Annotated in this window: 12 protein-coding genes; 11 read left to right on the top strand and 1 reads right to left on the bottom strand. The window is 71.3% G+C overall.

Annotation, left to right across the window (positions count from 1 at the left end; genetic code table 11):
- Nucleotides 1-99 precede the first annotated feature (99 nt).
- Entirely contained in the window at nucleotides 100-2277 is a 2178-nt protein-coding gene (locus ACH4S7_RS24485; protein ID WP_398523397.1) for a SpoIIE family protein phosphatase, read from the top strand.
- Between the two features lie 70 nt (nucleotides 2278-2347).
- Here ACH4S7_RS24485 and ACH4S7_RS24480 read toward each other — a convergent pair whose 3' ends face one another.
- Complete coding sequence (locus tag ACH4S7_RS24480; protein ID WP_398523396.1) at nucleotides 2348-3409, bottom strand: enoyl-CoA hydratase/isomerase family protein; 1062 nt, start codon at nucleotides 3407-3409, stop codon at nucleotides 2348-2350.
- A gap of 318 nt (nucleotides 3410-3727) precedes the next feature.
- On the opposite strand from ACH4S7_RS24480, the gene ACH4S7_RS24475 reads away from it, so the two are divergent.
- The 10 genes from ACH4S7_RS24475 (at nucleotide 3728) to ACH4S7_RS24430 (ending at nucleotide 20955) form a co-directional block, all read left to right on the top strand.
- Entirely contained in the window at nucleotides 3728-4918 is a 1191-nt protein-coding gene (locus tag ACH4S7_RS24475) for an acyl-CoA dehydrogenase family protein (protein ID WP_398523395.1), read from the top strand.
- A gap of 1197 nt (nucleotides 4919-6115) precedes the next feature.
- Nucleotides 6116-7594 carry a sugar transferase gene (locus tag ACH4S7_RS24470; RefSeq protein WP_398523394.1) on the top strand — a complete coding sequence of 493 codons (1479 nt, stop codon included), beginning with the start codon at nucleotides 6116-6118 and terminating at the stop codon, nucleotides 7592-7594.
- 82 nt (nucleotides 7595-7676) lie between these two features.
- Nucleotides 7677-8993, top strand: coding sequence for a nucleotide sugar dehydrogenase (locus ACH4S7_RS24465; protein ID WP_398523393.1), 1317 nt, complete (start codon nucleotides 7677-7679; stop codon nucleotides 8991-8993).
- Nucleotides 8983-10263 carry a glycosyltransferase family 4 protein gene (locus tag ACH4S7_RS24460; protein ID WP_398523392.1) on the top strand — a complete coding sequence of 427 codons (1281 nt, stop codon included), beginning with the start codon at nucleotides 8983-8985 and terminating at the stop codon, nucleotides 10261-10263. The genes ACH4S7_RS24465 and ACH4S7_RS24460 overlap by 11 nt, the downstream gene beginning before the upstream one ends.
- The gene (locus ACH4S7_RS24455; RefSeq protein WP_398523391.1) at nucleotides 10260-11657 is read left to right on the top strand and encodes a Wzz/FepE/Etk N-terminal domain-containing protein; all 1398 of its coding nucleotides are present in this window, start codon (nucleotides 10260-10262) and stop codon (nucleotides 11655-11657) included. Before ACH4S7_RS24460 ends, ACH4S7_RS24455 begins: the two co-directional genes overlap by 4 nt.
- Nucleotides 11654-13222, top strand: coding sequence for a Wzz/FepE/Etk N-terminal domain-containing protein (locus ACH4S7_RS24450; protein ID WP_398523390.1), 1569 nt, complete (start codon nucleotides 11654-11656; stop codon nucleotides 13220-13222). The genes ACH4S7_RS24455 and ACH4S7_RS24450 overlap by 4 nt, the downstream gene beginning before the upstream one ends.
- Nucleotides 13223-13225: 3 nt before the next feature.
- Nucleotides 13226-15154, top strand: coding sequence for an asparagine synthase (glutamine-hydrolyzing) (asnB, locus tag ACH4S7_RS24445; protein WP_398523389.1), 1929 nt, complete (start codon nucleotides 13226-13228; stop codon nucleotides 15152-15154).
- 32 nt (nucleotides 15155-15186) lie between these two features.
- On the top strand, nucleotides 15187-17382 hold the full coding sequence (locus ACH4S7_RS24440; RefSeq protein ID WP_398523388.1) for a bi-domain-containing oxidoreductase: 2196 nt from the start codon (nucleotides 15187-15189) through the stop codon (nucleotides 17380-17382).
- Nucleotides 17382-19391, top strand: a complete 2010-nt coding sequence (locus tag ACH4S7_RS24435) for an alginate lyase family protein (protein ID WP_398523387.1) — start codon at nucleotides 17382-17384, stop codon at nucleotides 19389-19391. Before ACH4S7_RS24440 ends, ACH4S7_RS24435 begins: the two co-directional genes overlap by 1 nt.
- Before the next feature lie 52 nt (nucleotides 19392-19443).
- Entirely contained in the window at nucleotides 19444-20955 is a 1512-nt protein-coding gene (locus tag ACH4S7_RS24430) for a right-handed parallel beta-helix repeat-containing protein (RefSeq protein WP_398523386.1), read from the top strand.
- The last annotated feature ends 1 nt before the right edge of the window (nucleotide 20956 follow it).

The raw sequence follows: 20956 nt of genomic DNA, 5'->3' as shown, positions 1-20956 counted from the left end.
CATGGCCTCGGACCCACCGGGGCACCCCGGCCCTCGCCGTGCGAGAACCACCGGCACCGGGCAGCCTTGGTCAGGAGCGCTGCTGAGGAGGTGGACAGCTTGACCGGGCCGCGGGCCTCCCGAGCGGCAGCGCCGGGCGGCGGGGACGAGGGCTCCGAGCCCCTGCTGTCCGTCGCCCTGGCCGAGATCATGGAGGGCGTGCAGGCCCAGTCCGGGGCCGTGTACCTGCTCACCCCCGGTGACCACACCGGCGGGGACGCGCTGGAGATGGCCGTCAAGGGCGGGCTGCCCCGCTCCTTCTCCGAGCCCTGGGAACGCATCCCGCTCACCTCGCGCGCCCCGGTCGCCGACGCGGTCCGCGAACGGGGGGTGGTCTGGGTCTCCGGCGATGAGGAGATGGCCCACCGCTACCCCGGGATCGCGATCGTCCTGCCCTATCCCTACTGTCTGGCCGCCGTGCCCGTCATCGCCGGGGACACCGTGTACGGCGCCGTCTACGTCACCTGGCCCGGCAGCCATCCGCCCGAGCTGTCCGAGGCCGAACGCGCTCATCTCACCGCGGCCTGCGACCGACTGGCCGGCCGGCTCCGGCACGCCGCCGACGAGGGACATCCGATCGTCCCCGAGACGTACTTCGCGGGCCCCGACGCGATGGCCCGCTCGGTCGGTGCGATCGAGGCCGTACGGATGCTCGCCCGGCTGCCGCAGGGGCTCTGCGCCCTCGATCTGAACGGGCGCGTCAGCTACGCCAACCCCGCCTCGGGGGAACTCCTCGGCATCCCCGTCTCCCGGCTCACCGGCAGCCGCCTCTGGACCGCGCTCCCCTGGCTGGGCGACCCCGTCCACGAGGAGCGCTACCGCGCGGCGATGATGAGCCAGCGCCCCACCTCGTTCACCGTGCTCCGGCCGCCCCGGGAGTGGCTCACCTTCCGACTCCACCCCGGTCGGAGCGGCCTGAGCGTCCATATCGCCCCCGCCCGCGACGCCGGCCCCGAGGGATCGTCGGACGAACTGCCGCCGCGCCGGCCCGCCCGGCTGGTCACCATCTCCCACATCCTCAAGCTGGCGAGCGCGCTGACCGAGGCCGTCACCGTCTCCGACGTGGTCGAACGGGTGGCGGACGAGATCATGCCCGCACTCGGGAGCAGTGCCCTGGTGGTGCTGGCACCCGAGAACGGCCGGCTGCGGGTCCTGGGCCAGCGCGGCTACGCCGACCCGCAGATCGTGGCGCGGTTCGACGGCACGCCCCTGACCGCACAGATCCCCGGCGCCCAGGCCCTGGGCACCGGCGTCCCCTCGTTCTTCTCCTCGCGGCAGGAACTGGAGCGCGTCTACCCGGCGCGGTTCACCACCCCGGACGGGATGTCGGCCTGGGCCTATCTCCCGCTGATCGCCTCCGGACGCCCGGTCGGCACCTGCGTCCTCGGCTACCAGAGCGAGCACCGGTTCTCCACCGACGAACGCGCCGTGCTCACCAGTCTCGGCGGTCTCATCGCGCAGGCACTGGAACGGGCCAGGCTGTACGACACCAAACTCCGGCTCGCCCAGGGGCTCCAGTCCGCGCTGCTGCCGCACAGCCTCCCCGCGCTGGAGGGCCTGGAGGTGGCCGCCCGCTATCTGCCGGGCACCCAGGGCATGGACATCGGCGGCGACTTCTACGACCTGATCCGCACCGGTCCCACCGCCGCCGCCGTCATCGGCGACGTACAGGGTCACAATGCCGCGGCCGCCGGGTTGATGGGCCAGGTCCGCACCGCCGTACGGGCCTTCACGGCCGTCGGCCAGTCACCCGGCCAGGTCATGGAGCGGACCAACCGGCTGCTGATCGATCTCGACGCCGAGCTGCTGGCCAGTTGCGCCTATCTCCATCTCGATCTCGCCGCGCACCGCGCGTTCATCGCCCGCGCCGGACACCCCCAGCCGCTGCTGCGCGACCCCGACGGCCGGGTCCATGTGCTGGAGGTGCCCGGCGGGGCCCTGCTCGGGGTGGACCGGGCGACGGCCTATCCGACCACGTCGGTGCCGCTGCGCCCCGGGTCCGTACTCGTCCTCTACACCGACGGGCTGATCGAGCGGCCCGGCGCCGACATCGACGAGGGACAGGCCGCGCTGGCCGACCGGCTCGCCCGTGCGGGCGACGGCCCGCTGGAAGCGCTGGCGGACACCCTGGTGGGAGAACCCGGCGTACGTGGCGTACCCGGTGTACCCGGCGTACCCGATTCGCCGGGGCAACGCGGCGATGACACCGCGCTGTTGCTGCTGCGACCCCTCGGCTAGGGCGTGTCCGGTCGGCCGGTCAGTGGCTCATCCAGCGCCATCCGGTCAGGCGGTCAGGCGGTCAGGCGGATCAGGCGGTCGGTCGGCCGCTCAGGCCCAGCTCACGGTCGCCGAGGGGCGCGAAGAACCGGGCCACGTCCGCGTCGGTCACCCCGGACAGTTCGGCGGGGGACCAGCGCGGCCTGCGGTCCTTGTCGATGACCTGCGCCCGTACCCCCTCGATCAGGTCAGGGGAGGAGAACGCGGCGCACGACACCCGGTACTCCTGATCGAGCACCGGCTCCAGCGCGCCGATGTCGCGGGCCCGGCGCAGCGCGGCGAGGGTCACCTTGAGCGAGGTCGGCGACCGGGTGAGGATCGTCTCGGCGGCCTCCTTCGCGGCCGGATCGCCGTGTGCGGACAGCCGGTCCACGATCCGTTCCACCGAGTCGTCCGCGTAACATGCGTCGATCCAGCTCCGGTGACCGGCGAGTTCGCCCTCCGGGGGTGCCTGGGTGAACAGCCGCAGCACGTCGGGGAGTTCCGTACGGGCCAGCGCCGAGATCAGTTCCGGCAGTCGCCCCGCGGGGACGAAATGGTCGGCCAGGCCGCAGAGCACGGCGTCGGCCGCGCCCACCGCCCGTCCCGTGAGCGCGAGATGGGTGCCCAGTTCGCCCGGCGCGCGAGACAGCAGATACGTACCGCCGACGTCCGGCACGAACCCGATGCCCGTCTCGGGCATCGCCACGGCTGACCGCTCGGTGACGATCCGTACGCTTCCGTGGGCCGAGATCCCGACACCGCCGCCCATCACGATGCCGTCCATCACGGCGAGGTACGGGGTGGTGAGGCGGGCGATCCGGGCGTTGAGCCGGTACTCGTCCCGCCAGAAGTCCGGCGATGCGACGCCGCCCGCCACGGCGTCCGCGTGGATGGCGCGGATGTCGCCGCCCGCACACAGTCCGCGCTCACCGGCTCCGGTGACCACGACGACCTCGACCGACTCGTCCCGTTCCCAGGCGGTGAGCGCCGCGTCGATGGCGCGGACCATGGGGTGGGTGAGCGCGTTGAGGGCCCTGGGGCGGTTGAGGGTGAGATACCCCGCGCGGCCCTCGGTACGCAGCAGGACGGAGTCGGACGCGTCGGGGGCCATCGGCGGTTCCTTCCGGTGGTGGATCTTCCGCGCCCATCCTCGCGCACCGGTCGCCGGCGTGATGAGGCGGCCGGGGTGGGAAGGCGGCCGGCACCCGGGAGTTGCCGGCGCGGGGAAGTGCCCCGCCTGCGGGAACTGCCGCCGCGGGGGAGCGGCTGCCGAGTCGCCTCGTCGCCGCCGGGCGGGCGGGGGCTGCCCGGGTGCGTGCCGCTCGGTACGTCCGGGTGCCCGGATCCGCTCCTGGCCCTTCCAGATTTATGCAACACGTTCTACCGTGTGCGCCGCGCCCGGGACGGGCCGCGAGACCCTGGAGGGGCCGTGCACCTCGCATACACGCCTGAGCAACAGCGGTCGCGCGCCGAACTGCGCGCCTATTTCGCCGCACTCGTGCCCGAGAACGGTTACGCCCGCCACGCCGACCCGGCCGAGCAGAAGCGCTTCTACCGCGAGACGATCCGCCGCCTCGGTGCCGACGGCCGGCTCGGCGTCGGCTGGCCCACCGAGTACGGCGGTCGCGGGCTCAGCCCCATGGAACAGTTCATCTTCTTCGACGAGGCCGCCCAGGCCGGGATACCGCTGCCGCTGATGGCCCTCAACACCGTCGGTCCGACGATCATGCGGTTCGGCACGGCGGAACAGAAGGGCTACTTCCTGCCGAAGATCCTCGCGGGCGAGATCGACTTCGCCATCGGCTACAGCGAGCCCGACGCCGGGACCGACCTCGCCGCCCTCCGGACCCGCGCCGTACGCGAGGGGGACGAGGAGACCGGCCACTACACCGTCAACGGACAGAAGATCTGGACCACCAACGGCGACACCGCCGACTGGGTCTGGCTCGCGGTGCGCACCGACCCCGACGCGCCACCCCACCGGGGCATCACCATGCTGCTGGTGCCGACCTCCGACCCCGGCTACTCCTGCACCCTCATCAACACCCTCGCCTCGCACGACACCACTGCCAGCTACTACGAGAACATCCGCGTCCCCGCCTCCCGCCGGGTCGGCGCCGAGAACAAGGGCTGGCGGCTGATCACCCATCAGCTCAACCACGAGCGCGTCACCCTCGCAGCCCACGGGACCATGGCCATCCGCGCCCTGCGCGACGTGCGGAACTGGGCCGCCGACACCCAACTCGCCGACGGGCGCCGTGTGATCGATCTCGGCTGGGTGCGCGGCCGACTCGCCCGGACCCACACCCGGCTCGACGCGATGAAGCTGCTCAACTGGAGGATGATCGACGCTGTCCAGGAAGGCACGCTGACCCCCCAGGACGCCTCCGCCGTCAAGGTCTACGGCTCCGAGGCCCGTCGGGACGCCTACGCCTGGCTGATGGAGGTCGTCGGCGCGGCCGGACCGCTCAAGGAGGGCTCGGCGGGCGCCGTACTCCACGGCGAACTGGAGCGCGGCTACCGCTCCGCCGTGATCTTCACTTTCGGCGGTGGAAACAATGAGATCCAGCGCGAGATCATCTCGTGGATCGGGCTGGGTATGCCGAGGGTACGACGGTGATGTGAGCGATTTCGACACCCATTTCCGGCCATGGAATCGTAGCGGCGCCCGCCGTGTATGACTTCGCTCCCCGTGAGGATTCTGCCTTGGTCGGAACATCTCTCGTCCTGCGCCCGGAATTCAACCTCGGATGCCGGTGGGGAGTGCCGGCCACTCCTCCTCTGAGGGTCGCCACTCGGCCATGGTCCGGCGTCGCCGGCCGTCATCGATACGAGTATCGCGGCTGTCGATGCCGTGTACATCCTGTTCGGTCAGATTCTCGTATTCCGGCCATGGTCTGACCTTATGGAGTTGGCGGCCGGGATTTCCCGCCGATGTGCGCGCCCGGTCGGAAGCAATTCCGAGGACCCCCGCGCGAGCGGGCCATGTGCAGCCGGTGGCTGATTTCGCGAGTCGCCCTTGCGGGGCGATCCCCTGTGGAGGGGTCGGGAGTGGTCGCGGGCTCCCGGGCCCGATGGGCCGCCGTGGCGCGCCGGCCGGTACCGGGGTGAAGTCGCCTCCGGGGCGCGCGAGTTGCCGAAGCGGGCGCCGGCCCGCGACCGCCACCGTCACGGCGGCGCCCGGGTCCGACTGATGTTCGAAACACTCCGCCCCGAAGGTTCCGCTGGAGGTGTCCGCGGGGCTGGAAGTGGCCCGGTTGGCCATTCCGGGAAGCTCGCGGTTGACCGGTGTTGGCAGCCCAGAGAACCCCTATCATCACAGGTCACCAGGCATGTCCTCGTCACCGAGGTGCCCGTGTCCTGACGCCGGGCGGAGGATCCGCTAGCAAAGCTGAGCACAAATTCCACACATCCTCTCTTCATACCGGCTCCGATGCTCTAGATTGACCGTGCTTCAACTGTTCGGACGTGACGCGACCGGTAATGATCTTCAGGTCCGGCGCTACGGACAGGCACTAGTCGCATCCCCGGCGCCGGCCGTGGGGTGATCAATTCTTGGACCCGAGAGGGGCCTTGGGCGTGGGGATCGCCCGAGGTTTCGACGGGTTCCCGCACGCCTTGAGAGCCCGGCAGGGCATACGAGTCCCCGGCCGTCAGGGCGGTTTGTTTAAACGGCACTGAAACAGCCGGGATGTCATGCGCGGGGGGCGGGGGCCTCCCACGGGGAGGAACAGCGCGGCACGGGAGGCGGGGGCCTCCCGGGGGGAGTACCAGTGTTAGGCGAACACGTTGAACCACTGCAGACCTGGGGGGTTCTGTGCATCAGGGGGGATTAATCAACCCGTTTCCGTCGGCGCGCGGGCGTCTGGCGGACGGGGCAATCAACCAGCCCGCGACCGATTGGGAGCGGCGGTACCGCCGTACCGTGATCGTCAGCGATACCGTGGCCACGGCCTTCGTGGTGGCGGCGATCGGTAACTTCTTCGGGGCCCGGGACGCGGCCAACTGGCACGAGAAGTGGGGAATTCTCGCCTTCGGCACCGAGATGCTGGTGCTGGGAGCGCTCGCGGTGAGCCGTTCGTGGGCCCCGGCCGTGCTCGGCCAGGGCGCCGAGGAATTCCGCCGGCTCGGACGCTCCCTCTTCGCGGCGGCCGTCGTTCTGGCGCTCGGCGGGATCGCCTTCACCTCGCGCAACATCAAGCTCTGGATCTTCGTCGTGATCCCCGCGATCGCGCTCGTCACCATGACCACGCGGTATCTGCTGCGCCTCTGGCTGCACAGAGAGCGGAAGGAAGGGCGGTGCCTGAGACCGGTGCTCGCCGCCGGGAGCCCGGCCACCGTACGCGATCTGATCACCCGGGCCCGTAAGTCCCCGCACCTCGGCTGGCGGGTGGACGCGGTCTGCACGACGGACGGTCTCGGGCTCGACGGTGACCACCTGGACGGAGTGCCGGTCGTCGGCCGACTGACCGACGTCGCCAACCACGTCCGTCGCGACGGCTACCGTGTCGTCGCGGTCACACCGGACCCGCACTGGTCACCGCACCGGCTGCAACGGCTGGCCTGGAACCTCGAAGGCAGCGATGCCGAGATGGTCGTGGCCCCCGTACTGATGGAGGTGGCCGGCCCGCGGCTACACGTCGACGCGGTGCTCGGGATACCGCTGCTGCGGGTCAGCATGCCGACCTTCACCGGGGGCCACCGCGCGGTCAAAGCGGTCTTCGACCGGCTGGGCGCCGCGGTGCTGCTGATTCTCTTCGCGCCCCTGATGGTGCTCGTCGCACTGCTCGTGCTGACGGAGAGCCGGGGCGGGGCCTTCTACCGCCAGCGCAGGGTCGGCAAGGACGGCCGCGAGTTCACCATTCTCAAATTCCGCACCATGGTCGCCGGGGCCGACGGGGCGCGTGCCGAGCTGGCCGCCCGCAACGAGGGCGCCGGACTGCTGTTCAAGCTCCGTCGGGATCCGCGGGTGACCCGGGTGGGAGCAGTGCTGCGCCGGTACTCGATCGACGAGCTCCCGCAGCTTTTCAACGTACTCACCGGATCGATGTCGCTCGTCGGTCCGCGGCCTCCGCTACCGGAGGAGTCCGCCGCGTACGGCCCGGACATCCGGCGCCGGCTGCTGGTCAAACCCGGACTCACCGGGCTGTGGCAGATCAGTGGACGCAGCGACCTGCCGTGGGAGGAGGCCGTCCGGCTGGACCTGCGGTACGTGGAGGACTGGTCGCTCGCCCTGGACACAGTGATCTTGTGGAAGACGCTGCGTGCGGTGGTCTACGGGCAGGGGGCCTACTGATGCGCGGGGGGCTGCGGTTCAACGCTCCCGCCGGCGCGCCGACTGCAGGCCGGGAGGGCCTGCCTGGGGGGAGTGACGGGTCATGAGGATCAGTGTGTTCGGGCTCGGCTACGTGGGCTGTGTGTCGGCCGCGTGCCTGGCCAGCATGGGTCATGAGGTCATCGGTGTGGACGTGAACCAGGTGAAGGTCGACCTGGTCAACGACGGCAAGGCCCCGGTGGTCGAGGAGCGGATCGGCGAGCTCATCGCCGAGGTCGTGCGGACCGGGGCGTTACGCGCCACCGACGACGTCCGCGAGGCGATCATGGGCAGTGAGGTGTCGCTGGTCTGCGTGGGCACGCCGTCGGAGCCCAACGGCAGTCTGTGCACCACGTACTTGGAGCGGGTCACCGACCAGATCGGTGCCGTGCTGGCGGAGCGGGGCGGCCGGCACACCGTCGTGTTCCGTAGCACCATGCTCCCGGGCACCTGTCTGAACCTGCTGGTACCGATCTTGGAGAAGCACGTCGGCGGCATCGCCGGGGTGGAGCTGGGGGTCGCGGTCAACCCGGAGTTCCTGCGCGAGGGCACCAGCGTGCAGGACTTCTTCGACCCGCCCAAGACCGTCATCGGCGAGCTCGACCCGGCGAGCGGCGACGCGGTGGCGGCGCTGTACGAGGGCCTGCCCGGCGAGGTGTTCCGGGTGCCGATCCCGACGGCCGAGGCGATCAAATACGCGGACAACGCGTTCCACGGCCTCAAGATCGGTTTCGCGAACGAACTGGGTGCGGTGTGCCAGGCGCTCGGGGTGGACTCGCACCAGGTGATCGACGTGTTCCTGGCCGACCGCAAGCTGAACATCAGCTCCGCCTACCTGCGGCCCGGTTTCGCCTTCGGCGGCTCCTGCCTGCCCAAGGACCTGCGCAGCCTGGTCCACGCGGCGCAGCGGGCCGACGTCTCGGTGCCCATCCTGTCCCATGTGCTGCCCTCCAACTCCGCACATCTCCAGCGTGCGGTGGAGCTGGTCGAGCGCACCGGCAAACGCCGGGCCGGCCTGTTCGGACTGTCCTTCAAACCCGGCACCGACGACCTCCGCGAGAGCCCGCTCGTCGAGCTGGCGGAGAGGCTCTACGGCAAGGGGTACGACCTGCGGATCTACGACGCCAACGTGAGCCTCTCCCGGCTGCTCGGCGCGAACCGCGAATACATCGAGAACCGGCTGCCGCACCTCGCGCACCTGCTCGCGGACTCCGTCGACGAGGTACTCGAACACGCCGAGGTCTGCCTGGTCGGGACCAGGGATCCGGACGTCCTGTCGGCGCTGCCCCATGGTGACGGTCCGGTGCTCATCGACCTCATCCACCTTCCCGACGCCGAGACGCGCCGAACTGAACCGGGGTACGTGGGCCTTGCTTGGTAACACATCGTTCGATGACACGACCAGCGAGGAGCGCCGGGGCCGGCGCGCGCTGATTCTGGTGGAGAACCTGTCGGTGCCGTTCGACCGGCGGGTGTGGCAGGAGTGCACGACACTGCGGGACGCGGGCTGGGAGGTGCACGTCATCTGTCCCCGGGGAAGTACCCGGGACACCGAGGCGGAGGCGGAGATCGACGGGGTGCGGATCCACCGCTACCCGTTGCGCGCGGCCACCGGGGGGCCCAGCGGCTATCTGCGGGAGTACGGGGCCGCGCTGTGGCACACGGCCCGGCTGGCCCGCAGGGTCGGACCGGTCGACGTGGTCCACGCCTGTAACCCGCCGGACCTGCTGTACCTGCCGGCGCTGTGGCTGAAGCGGCGCGGCGCGCGGTTCGTCTTCGACCAGCACGACCTGGTACCCGAGCTGTACCTCTCCCGGTTCGACCGCGGCGAAGACCTGCTCTACCGGGCTGTGTGCGCGCTGGAACGGCGGACCTACCGGGCCGCGGACATAGTGCTCGCCACCAACGAGAGCTACCGGGACGTCGCGGTACGCCGTGGCGGCCGGCGGCCTGAGGACGTCTTCGTGGTGCGCAGCGCGCCCCAGACCGACCGGTTCCAACCCGTACCGCCGGAGCCGGAGCTGAAGCGCGGCAAGCCGCATCTGCTCTGCTACCTCGGTGTCATGGGTCCCCAAGACGGCGTCGACTACGCCCTGCGGGCCCTCGCGAAGCTGCGCGACGAGCTCGGGCGGACCGACTGGCACGCCGTGTTCGTCGGCGCCGGCGATGCCTTCGACGCGATGGTGGAGCTGTCCCAACGGCTCGGGCTCTCCGAACAGGTGCAGTTCACCGGACGCATTCCGGACGCCGACCTGGTGCGCTACCTGTCCACCGCGGACGTATGCCTCTCCCCCGACCCGCACAATCCGCTCAACGACGTGTCGACCATGAACAAGGTCCTGGAGTACATGGCGATGGGCCGACCGATCGTCTCGTTCGACCTCCGGGAGGCACGGGTCTCCGCCGGCGAGGCCGCCGTCTACGCGCCCGCCAACGACGAGGCCGAATTCGCCCGGCTCATCGCGCTGCTGTTGGACGATCCGGAGAAGCGGGCCCGGATGGGCAAGATCGGCCAGGAGCGGATCAGCGGGCAGCTCTCCTGGCGGAACTCCCAACGATCGCTGCTCGCGGCCTATGCCGCCGCCTGCCGCGACCACGCTCCGGTAGCGGCGGGCAACCCGGTCCGGATCCGGAAGAGGCCGCACCGTTGAGCGAGGACACGATACGCCTGGCCACCATCGGGCGGATCCTCCGTCGGCGCTGGCGGTTCCTCACCGTCATCGCCGTGGTGGGAGCGCTCGGCGGCTACGGCACCTCGGTGCTGTTCCCGCCGCGCTACACCGCGTCGGCATCGGTACTGCTGCCGGGGCAGTGGGAGGAGCGCGAGCTGCTGACCCAGGTGAACATCGCCACCAGTTCGGCGGTGGTCGACCGGGTGGCCGCCACACTCCGCTGGAACGGCGTCAGCGGCGCCGAGCTGCGGGATCGAGTGAGCGCCAAGGCCGCTGACGGGAACATCATCAAGATCTCCGGTACGGCCGAGACCCCGGTGCGCGCACAACAGCTCGCGGACCGGGCGGCCCAGCAACTCGTCACCTTCGCCCAGCGGATCGCGGGCGACGGCGCCGACCCCGAAGCGGCCACGGGACCCGAGTCACTGCGGCAGAAGGTCGTGCAGACCAACCGCCGCATCACCGACCTGGCCAATGCGGCCGATCCGGGGCGGACCGTGGAGAGCGTGCAGGCCCGCACTTCGCTCGAAAAGCTGCGCATCACGCTGGAAGAGGCCATGAAGAAGCTGGACCAGGCCGAATCGGCGAGCAGTAAGGCAGGCATGGTCGTCATGGGGCCGGCGGCCCGACCGACCGGCGAGGCGCCGCCGACGAGGACGCACCTCATCGTCGCGGGGGCACTGCTGTCCGTCCTGCTCGCGGTCATCGGCCATCTCGCCGCCGCCCGGGTGAACCGGCGGCTGCGCACCGAACCGGAGATCGCCAGGGCGCTGGGTTCGGTGCTGTTGGGCACCGTCGACGTGCCGGCTGAACGGCGCGCGCACCGGCCCGAAGGCCGTGGCCCGCGGGCCCGGATCAGCCGGCTGTTGGAGATCGACACCCGGTGGGACGTACCGACCCCACAGGCGTCCGGGGACGAGGCCAGCAGACGGATCCGCTACCGCCGGGTCTGCGCTCGCCTCCGGGACCGGCTGCCGGCCCCCGGGCCGCTGCTGGTCGTCGTTCCGGCCGGTGACGCGATCGCCGCCGGGGCCGCCGCACAGCTCGTTGCCGAGGCCGGGAGCGATCCTTCCCCGACCTCTTCGAGCGGGGGAAACCCCGTGCTGCGGGTGGTGGAGGTCTCGATGTCCCGGCCGATGGTGCCGGACAGCGACACCGAGTCCGGAGCCCTGGTCGTGCTCAGCGCGGGCAGTTGGACCGCGCCCGAGCTCACCTCCATCGCCGAGGCATGTGCGGACGGCGGGCACGACGTCGTCGGCATCGTCGTCGCCGGCGCGGTCCGGGACCGTCCGGCGCGCCCCGCCGGCCATCCTCCGGATGACGCCACCCCGGCGCTCGCGGTCCGCGGCCACGCGACGGGAGAGTCAGGGTGACGAGCACGACTCCGGAGCCGTCGGCAGCCGCTCCGCTGCTGGACCTACAGTCGCTGGTGGTCGCGGTGCGCAGACGCCGCCGCCTCTGGTCCGCCATGGCCCTCCTGGGGCTGCTGGCCGGCGTCGCGGTAGCAGTCCTGCTGCCACCGCCGCCGACCGCGGTGACCAAGGTGCTGGTTGCGCATCAGGAGGACCAGCCGAACGACACCGGGACGCTGATCCGCACCGACGTCGCACTGCTGGGGACCACGCGGATCGCCGGCAAGGCCCTGCAATCCCTCAAATCCCCGGAGAAGCCGGAAGACTTCATGCAGGACTACCGGGGTACCGGCCTGACCAACAACCTGCTACAGATCGAGGTGACGGGCGACAACGACGCGCAAGCGGTGGCCCGGGCCAAGGCGCTGGCCGACGCGTTCGTGGCGGACCATGTGAGCCGGATGTGGGAGGCCGCGAAGGCCGAGGCCAAGGTCTTGCTCGACCAGCGTGACCGGATGCGGAACGAGCTCGCCGAGGTCAACAAGGCGATCGGCGACCGGCCGCAGGACAGTGACCCGAAGGCGTCGGCGAGCATCGAGTCGCTCTTCGCCCGCCGGGCCGAGCTCATCGCACGGATCGCCGACTTCGACCAACGCGCCGCGGAGGCGCGCACGGGAACACCCCAGGTCATCGCCGGCACGCAGATCGTGGACGCCCCGCGCGCCGTGCGGCACTCCCTGCCCAGGGCCGCCGCCACCAACGCGGCGATCGGGCTCGCCATCGGGCTCGTCATCGGGCTCGCACTGGCCGCGGTCGGCACGGTGGTGGCGGACCGCCCCGTGCTGCGCCGGGAGATCGCGGCGAACCTCGGCGCCTCGGTCATCGCGGAGCTGCGCCGCGCCCCCGGCCGGTCGGCCGGACGGTGGGGGACCCGACGGACCCGGGCGGCACGCGAACGGCTCACCGCGACCCTGACCCGCACCGTGCGCGGCGCCGCGGAACCGGTATCACTGCTGGAGCTGGGCTGTGCCCGCGGCACGAGCGTGATAGCCCTGAATGTCGCCAGGGCACTGGCGGCGGAGGGACCGGTGGTCGTCATCGACGGCCTGCCGGGAACCGAGCTCACCAACAGCCGCCAACAGCCGGGGGACCCGACCGTGGTCAGCGGCGAGCGTCCCGCGGCCGAGTCGCACCAGGGGCGCCGGATCGGCGTCGGCTCGGTCGCGCCCGGCACGGCGTGGACCGACCTCCGGTACCTCGGCAGCCGGACCGTGCTCGTCGTCCGTGCCGGGCACGGCAGCGCCGCATGGCTGCACACCGTGGCGCGGCAACTCGCGGACCAGCACATTTCGGTGATCGGTGTGGTGCTGATCGACCCCGATCCGCGGGACCGGACCGACGGCACGCTGTGGGACGGGCCGCACATCACGCGCAGCGGCCAGGACGAGCGGTCGGCCTGGCAGAACGGAACGGGCCAGGTGTGGACGGAGCGGCTGGCCCGACAGAACGGGACGGGTCAGTTGCGGACGGAACGGCCGTCGATGCCGGCCGCACGGGTCCCGGACAGCGACCAGGAGGCGCGGTAGAACATGTGTGGCATCGCAGGCACGTACCGATGGCCGGACGGGAAGGTCGTGACCGACCGGCTCACCGATGTCCTCGCCCACCGCGGCCCGGATGGAGCGGGCCGGTACAGCCACTCCGCGGGTGACGCCGAAGTGCACCTCGGGCACCGTCGGCTGGCCATCATCGACTTGTCCGAGACCGGCGCCCAGCCGATGGTCTCCGGCGGCCTCGCCCTCACCTACAACGGCGAGCTCTACAACGCGCCCGAACTGCGCGCCGAGTTGGCCGCCGCCGGGGTGCGCTTCCGCGGTACCTCCGACACCGAGGTGCTGCTGGAGGCATGGCGGCGCTGGGGCACGGACTGCCTGCCCCGGCTGCGCGGCATGTTCGCGTTCGCGGTGTTCGACGAGCGAACCGGTGAACTGGTGCTCGCCCGCGACCAGCTCGGCATCAAACCGCTGTTCCTGCTCCGGCGGGGGTCGGGCCTGATGTTCGCCTCCGAGCTCAAGGCGCTCGCCGCCGCGACCGGCGGATCGCTGGAGGTGGACCATGCGGCACTGGTGGCCTCGCTGCTCTACTACTGGGTGCCGGACTCGCGCTGCGCGTTCCGCGAGGCGGAGAAGTTGCCGCCGGGGAGCTGGCTGCGATGCCGGCCCGACGGCCGGGTGGACCGCGGGCGGTTCTGGAACCTCCGGGACGTCGCCAGCGAAGGTCAGGAACGGGCCCGCAGCGGCGAGCGGCCGGACCTGGCCGCCGTCGTCGAGGAGTCGAACCGGCGGCACCTGCTCTCCGACGTACCGGTGGCGACCTTCCTCTCCGGCGGGCTGGACTCCAGCTACCTGACCGCGCTGGCCGCCCGCCAGCAGCCCGGGATCTCCGCGTACACGATCGCGTTCCGCCCCGAGGACGCCAAGTTCGAGGCGATGCCCGACGATCTGCGCTATGCCCGGCAGGTGGCCGAGCGGTTCGGCGTCGACCTGCATGAGATCGAGATCGCTCCGCAGGTGCTCGACCTGCTGCCGCAGATGACGTACCACCTGGATGAGCCGATCGGCGACCCCGCCGCGATCAACACCTTCCTGATCTGCTCGGCCGCCCGGGAGGCCGGGGTCAAGGTGATGCTCTCGGGGATGGGCGCCGACGAACTGTTCGCCGGGTACCGCAAGCACCTGGCCAATCTGCTCGCGCTGCGCTACCAGCGCATCCCGCGGCCCCTGCGGCGCGGCCTGTCCGCGACCGTGGACCGGCTGCCGGTCGCCACGTCCCGCCGGGGGTACCGGTCGGTGCGGTTCGCGAAGCGGTTCCTCTCCTTCGCCGATCTGTCGGAGGAGACCGCGTTCCGGCGCAGCTACACCATGTACGACCAGCAGGAACTGCTCGCCCTGGTCAACCCGGATCTGGCCGGGACGGTCGATGACGTGCTGACCGAGCATGCCGACGTCTACCAGGACAACGACCTCGACGACTTCGTCAACCGCATGTGCCTGGGCGACGCCCGGATGTTCCTGCCGGGCCTGAACCTCGCCTACACGGACCGGTCGAGCATGGCCGCGTCGACCGAGGTGCGCGTGCCGTACGTGGACGTCGAGGTGGTCAAGGCGGCGTTCGCCCTGCCCGGTGATCGCAAGATCGTCGGACGGCAGAGCAAGGCGGTCCTCAAGGAGGCGGCCACCTCGATCCTGCCCCGGGAGATCGTCTACCGGCCCAAGGGCCTGTTCAGCGCCCCGCTGCGGGCCTGGATGAGCCGGGATCTGGCGCCGCTGGTGCGCGAGGTGGTCAACGACGGCGTACTCGTGCGTTCCGGGTTCCTGCGCCGCGAAGCGCTGGCGCGGCTCGTCGCCGAGGACGCCGCCGGGCACCGGGACTTCTCCAAGCATCTGTGGCATGTGCTGACCCTTGAGTACTGGTACCGCAGTGCGACTTCTGGCTCCGGCCAGAACCAGACGGCTTGACGGCGTGGAATGCAGAAACAAGAGGAGCTCGGGTGAAACAGGTTGTGCAGAACTACAAGAGTGGCGAGCTGGCGCTGCTCGACGTACCGGTGCCGGGGTGCAAGCCGGACGGTGTACTGGTCCGCAGCGGATACTCGCTGATCTCCACCGGGACCGAGCTCATGAAGGTGTCCGAGGCCGGCATGTCGATGCTGGGCAAGGCCCGCTCCCGGCCGGACCAGGTGGCCAAGGTGGTGCAGAGCGTGGCCACCAACGGAGTGCCCGCCACCTACCGCAAGGTGATGGGCAAGCTGGACTCCTACACACCGCTGGGCTACTCGCTGTGCGGGGTGGTCGAGCAGGTCGGCACCGGGATCGACGATGTGTCGGTCGGTGACCTGGTCGCCTGCGCCGGCAATGAGCACGCATTGCACGCCGAGCTGAACTGGGTGCCGAAGAACCTCTACGCCCGGGTGCCGGACGGCCTCGCGCCGCAGCACGCGGCCTTCGGCACCGTGGGGTCGATCGCCTTGCAGGGCGTCCGCCGCGGCGAGTCACAGCTCGGCGATGTGGCACTGGTCATCGGCCTCGGGCTGATCGGGCAGTTGGTGGTGCAGTTGCTGGCCGCCTCGGGAGTCCGGGTCGTCGGGGTCGACCCCGACCCGGTCCGCTGTGAGCTGGCCGAGCGGCTGGGCGCCGCGGCCTGCGGCGCGCCCGATTCCGCGGCCGTGGCGAGCTCCGTCGCCGAGCTGACCAACGGTCACGGCGTGGACCAGGTGTACCTGGCCGCCGGTGGCGCCAGTAACCAACCCGTCGAGCTGGCCGCCCGGATGAGCCGGGACCGCGGCCGGGTCATCGACATCGGCAAGTGCCGCCTGGACCTGCCGTGGAACGCGTACTACGAGAAGGAGCTCGACGTCCGGTTCTCCCGTTCGTACGGCCCCGGGCGGTACGACCCGTCGTACGAGCTGGAGGGGCGGGACTACCCGATCGGCTATGTGCGTTGGACCGAGCGCCGGAACCTGGCGTGCTTCCTCGATCTCCTCGCCCTCGGTCGCGTCGATGTGGAGCCGCTGGTCTCCCATATCGCCGACTTCGATGACGCCGTCGAGACGTACCAGCGCCTGAAGGACGGCGACCTGAAGGCCGTGGCCGTGCTGTTCCGCTACCCCGGTGCCGCCGAACACCCGGCCAAGACGGACCCACCGGTGGTGGCCGTGCCCGCGGTGCGACGCGGTGGCGGAGCCGCCACCCCGGCCCGGTCCGCCACGGCGCCGGTGCGGCTGGCGTTCGTCGGCGCGGGGAACTACGCGACGTCGATGCTGCTGCCGCACCTGGCCGGTCGCGACGGCGTCGAGTTGTCCACCGTCGTCACCACGACGGCGCTGTCCGCGGTCAACGCGCAGCGGAAGTTCGGCTTCGCGGAGGCCACCACCGATCTCGACGCCGCGCTCGGCGATCCGTCCATCGACGCGGTGTTCGTGGTCACCCGGCACAGCTCGCACGCCGAACTGACCCGGAGGGCGCTGCTGGCCGGCAAGACGGTGTTCGTGGAGAAGCCGTTGGCGCTCACCGAGGACGAGCTGACCGGCGTGCTGGCGGCGGTGGAGGAGTCCGGCAACGACCGGATCCAGGTGGGCTTCAACCGCCGGTTCGCGCCGCTGCTGCGGCAGGCCAGGAAGCAGTTCGGCGTCCGGACCGGCCCGGCGAGCGTCCGCTACCTGGTCAACGCGGGCCGGCTGGAGCACGGTAGCTGGTACCTCCAACAGGACAGCGAGGGCTCGCGGTTCGCCGGTGAGGGCGGACACTTCATCGACACGGTGAGCTGGCTGCTCGCGGCCGACCCGGTCTCGGTGTACGCGGTCGCCACCTCCGGCGACGAGGGCGGTGGTGACCTCCAGGTCGTGCTGCGCTACCCGGGTGGGTCCACCGCCACCCTCAGCTATGTCACCAGCGGCCCGGCGAGCTATCCCAAGGAGACGCTGGACCTGATTGCGGACGGCAAGGTGCTGCGCCTCGACGACTTCGTCCGTGCCTCGGTCTACGGCCGCAAGCGGTGGACCAGCCCGCGGCTGTCCAAGGCCCGTGACAAGGGCCAGCGCGCCGAGCTGGACGCTTTCCTCAAGGCGGTACGGACCGGCGGACCGATGCCGGTGCCGCTGGAGTCGCTGGTTGCCACCACGGCGGCCACCCTCGCGGTACAGGCCGGCCTGGTCGGCGGCGCGCCGGTGACGTTGGCGAGGGCGTGATGGCCACGAGCACGCCGGTGGGCTGGTACCTGCGGCGGCTGTCCCGGATGGGACCGCGGGAGATCGGCGGCCGGGTGACCGACGCGGTGCGCAGACGGCGTTGGCGGTCGGCGCAGCCGGACGGCCCGACCGTGACCGGCGCCCGGTTCACCGCGGTACTGCCCGCCGGGACGATTGCCACGGTGCCACCGGACGCCGCGAAGCGACTCATCGCCGAGGCGGACCGGCTGATGGCCGGGCACGTCACCTACTTCGGGGTGGCCCGCGACGACCTGGTCGACCCGGACTGGCGGTATGACCCGAAGACGGGGCGCCGGGCACCGTGGGGCTACGCCTTCGACGTGCCGTACCGGAGCGAGGAAGCGGCCGGGGACATCAAACAGATCTGGGAGCTGTCCCGGCACCAGTACCTCACCGTGCTCGCGGCCGCCTACGCGATCACCGGGGACGAGCGGTACGCCGAGCGAGTGGCCGAGCACCTGCGGTCGTGGTGGACGGCCAACCCGCCGCTGCGCGGAGTGCACTGGATCAGCGGCATCGAGCTGGGGATCCGGCTGCTCTCCTGGGTGTGGGTCCGCCGGTTGCTCGACGGCTGGCCGGGCGCGGCCGGGCTGTTCGAGGGCAATCCGGTGGCGCTCCAACAGATCTGGCACCACCAGCGCTGGCTGGCCGCCTTCCCCAGCCGGGGCTCCTCGGCGAACAACCACATCATCGCCGAGGCCGCCGGGCAGGCCGCCGCGGCCTGCGCATTCGGCTGGTTCCCCGCATCGGCGGGGTGGCGGGCCGACGCACTGCGGTCGCTGGAGCGACACCTGGGCGGCAATACCTTCGACTCCGGCCTCAACCGCGAGCTGGCCACCGAGTATCACGGACTCGTGCTGGAGCTCGGCCTGGCCGCGGTGGCCGAGGCGGACGCCGCCGGCGTGCCGGTGCCCGGGTCCATCCGACCGGTGCTGCTGCGCATGACCGACGCGCTCGCGGCCATCGTCGACGGCCGGCTACGGCCGCCGCGCCAAGGGGACGCGGACGATGGACACGGCCTGGTCGTGGACGGCGCGGGCACCAACCGCTGGGCCTCGCTCCTGGCCACCGGGGACGCCGTCTTCGGCCGACTCGACTGGTGGCCGGCGGTGACCGGCACCGATGTGCGCACCCCGCTGCTGGCCGCGCTCATCCGACCCACGGCACCGGCCGAGCCCCGCCCGCCGGGCCGCCCGAACCACTTCGCCGACGCGGGCATGACCATCCTGCGCGGCCCGGGGGACATCTGGTGCCGCTGCGACGGTGGTCCGCACGGTTTCCTGTCCATCGCCGCGCACGCCCACGCGGACGCGCTGTCCGTGGAGGTCCGGCACGACGGGGTCGACGTGCTCGCCGACCCGGGGACGTTCTGCTACCACGGGCAGCCCGAGTGGCGGCAGTACTTCCGGTCGACCCTCGGTCACAACACCCTGCAACTGGACGGCGCTGACCAGTCCGCCTCCGGTGGCCCGTTCCTGTGGACCCGGCACGCCCGCAGCCGCGTCCTGGTCGCGGACACGTCCGACGCCTCCGCCGGGGGGACGGCCCGCTGGTGCGCCGAGCACGACGGATACCAGCGCTCGGTGCACCGCCGCCGGGTGGAGCTGACCGCCGCGAGCCAGGAGCTGCGCGTGGTCGACGAGGTGCGCGGCCCGCGCCGGGCCGCGCGGCTGGCGTTCCACCTCGGGCCGGCGATCGCCGCTGAGCTGGTGGGCAACCGGGCGGTGCTCACCTGGACCCGGGACGGCGAGGATCGCTCCGCGGTGCTCGACCTGCCCGAGCAACTGACCTGGCGGGCGCATCGCGGCGAGACCGACCCGCCGCTGGGCTGGTACTCCGCCGGCTTCGGGCGCAAGGAACCCGCCACCACGCTGGTCGGCACCGGCTTCGCCGACGGCGCGGCGCCGGTGGGCGAGTTCACCACCGTACTCAGGTTCCGCGATGAGACGCGGTGCCGGGGCGCGCGGGCCCGGCACGACCCGACCTAGACGCGGTGTGCCGGGGCGTACGGGATCCACAAGAAAGGGCTGAGGGGGACGCGTGGGGATCAAGTGGCGGAAGTGGGCGGTGCCGGTGGCCGCGCCGGCGCTGCTGGCGACCGGCTGTGTGAGCACGCCGGCCCCCCAGGCGGAGCCGACCGCCACGCCGCCCACGTCGGTGGCCCGGGTCTGTGCCCAGCCCGCGACCGGACCGACGAAGGCGCCGGCAGGCGCGGTGACGGTCGACCCCGCGGTCGTCGGTGACCTGGCCGCGAAGACCCGGAGCAGCCCCCCGAACACCACGTTCTGGCTTCGACCGGGCAAGCACAGGTTGGAGCCGGACCGCTATGCCCAGGTCATGACCAAGAAGGGGAACCGCTACCTCGGCGCGCCGGGCGCGGTGCTCGACGGCCGGAAGGTCAACCAGTACGCGTTCAGCGGCACCGACCCCGACGTCACCATCCGCCACCTGACCGTGCAGGGTTTCGTCGCGCCGCACAACGAGGGCGTCGTCAACCACGACATGGCCGACGGGTGGGTGATCGAGCATGCGACGATCCAGTACAACTCCGGCGCCGGACTGATGGCCGGTGCTCGGCAGGCGGTCCGCGCAAGCTGCCTGCGCGGAAACGGTCAGTACGGAATGAACGCCTACAAGACCGGCGACTCCATCCGCGGCCTGGTGGTCGAGGGCAACGAGATCGTGGGCAACAACACCGACGACTGGGAGCGGCGCCGGCCGGGCTGCGGCTGTACCGGAGGCGTCAAGTTCTGGGCCGTCAACGGCGCCGACGTACGCGGCAACTGGGTGCACGACAACCGCGGAGCCGGGTTATGGGCGGACAACAACAACAACGACTTCCGCATCGAGGGCAATCTGCTGGAGGCCAACGACGGTGCCGCGCTGATGTACGAGACCAGCTACAACGCGGTCATCCGGCACAACACGATCCGACGGAACAACTGGGTCGAGGGCCGCAAGTACGCCGACCGCGGTGACGACTTCCCGTACGCAACCATCTACGTGTCCGAGGCCGGCGGCGAACCACGGATCCCGGCCCGCACGGACAAGATCGAGATCTATCGGAACGTGCTGGAGAACAACTGGTCCGGGATCACCCTGTGGGAGAACGCCGACCGGTTCTGCAACAGCCCGGCCAACACCTCGACCGGCTACTGCACCCTGCTGGTGAAGGGGACCGACCGCTGCGCGCAGCCCGCGATCGCCACCGCACCGCTCTACGCCGACTGCCGGTGGAAGACCCAGCGGGTGGAGATCCACGGCAACCGCTTCGTACTGGACCCGTCCGTCGTCGAGTGCACGGTGGAGTGCGGCCGCATGGCGGTGCTGGCCAACTACGGCACCTATCCGGACTGGTCGCCGTACCAGGGCAAGCGGGTGGCCGAGTCCATCACCCACAAGCAGCACAACCGCTGGCACGACAACGTCTACCGCGGACCGTGGAGCTTCGTCGCCAACGACCCGAGCCGGAAGCTCGACACCGTGCAGTGGCAGGGCCCGCCGTACCGGCAGGACGCGGGCAGCACCTTCGACCCGAGGGCCGGTGGTTGAG

Source organism: Streptomyces sp. NPDC020965 (assembly GCF_044333555.1).
GTDB lineage: Bacteria > Actinomycetota > Actinomycetes > Streptomycetales > Streptomycetaceae > Streptomyces.
This window is presented reverse-complemented; position numbering and strand designations above follow the sequence as displayed.

Coding starts and splice junctions, on each gene's coding strand:
- ACH4S7_RS24480 (WP_398523396.1), bottom strand. CDS start 3,409: ATGGCCCCCGACGCGTCCGACTCCGTCCTGCTGCGTACCGAGGGCCGC.
- ACH4S7_RS24465 (WP_398523393.1), top strand. CDS start 7,677: ATGAGGATCAGTGTGTTCGGGCTCGGCTACGTGGGCTGTGTGTCGGCC.
- asnB (WP_398523389.1), top strand. CDS start 13,226: ATGTGTGGCATCGCAGGCACGTACCGATGGCCGGACGGGAAGGTCGTG.
- ACH4S7_RS24435 (WP_398523387.1), top strand. CDS start 17,382: ATGGCCACGAGCACGCCGGTGGGCTGGTACCTGCGGCGGCTGTCCCGG.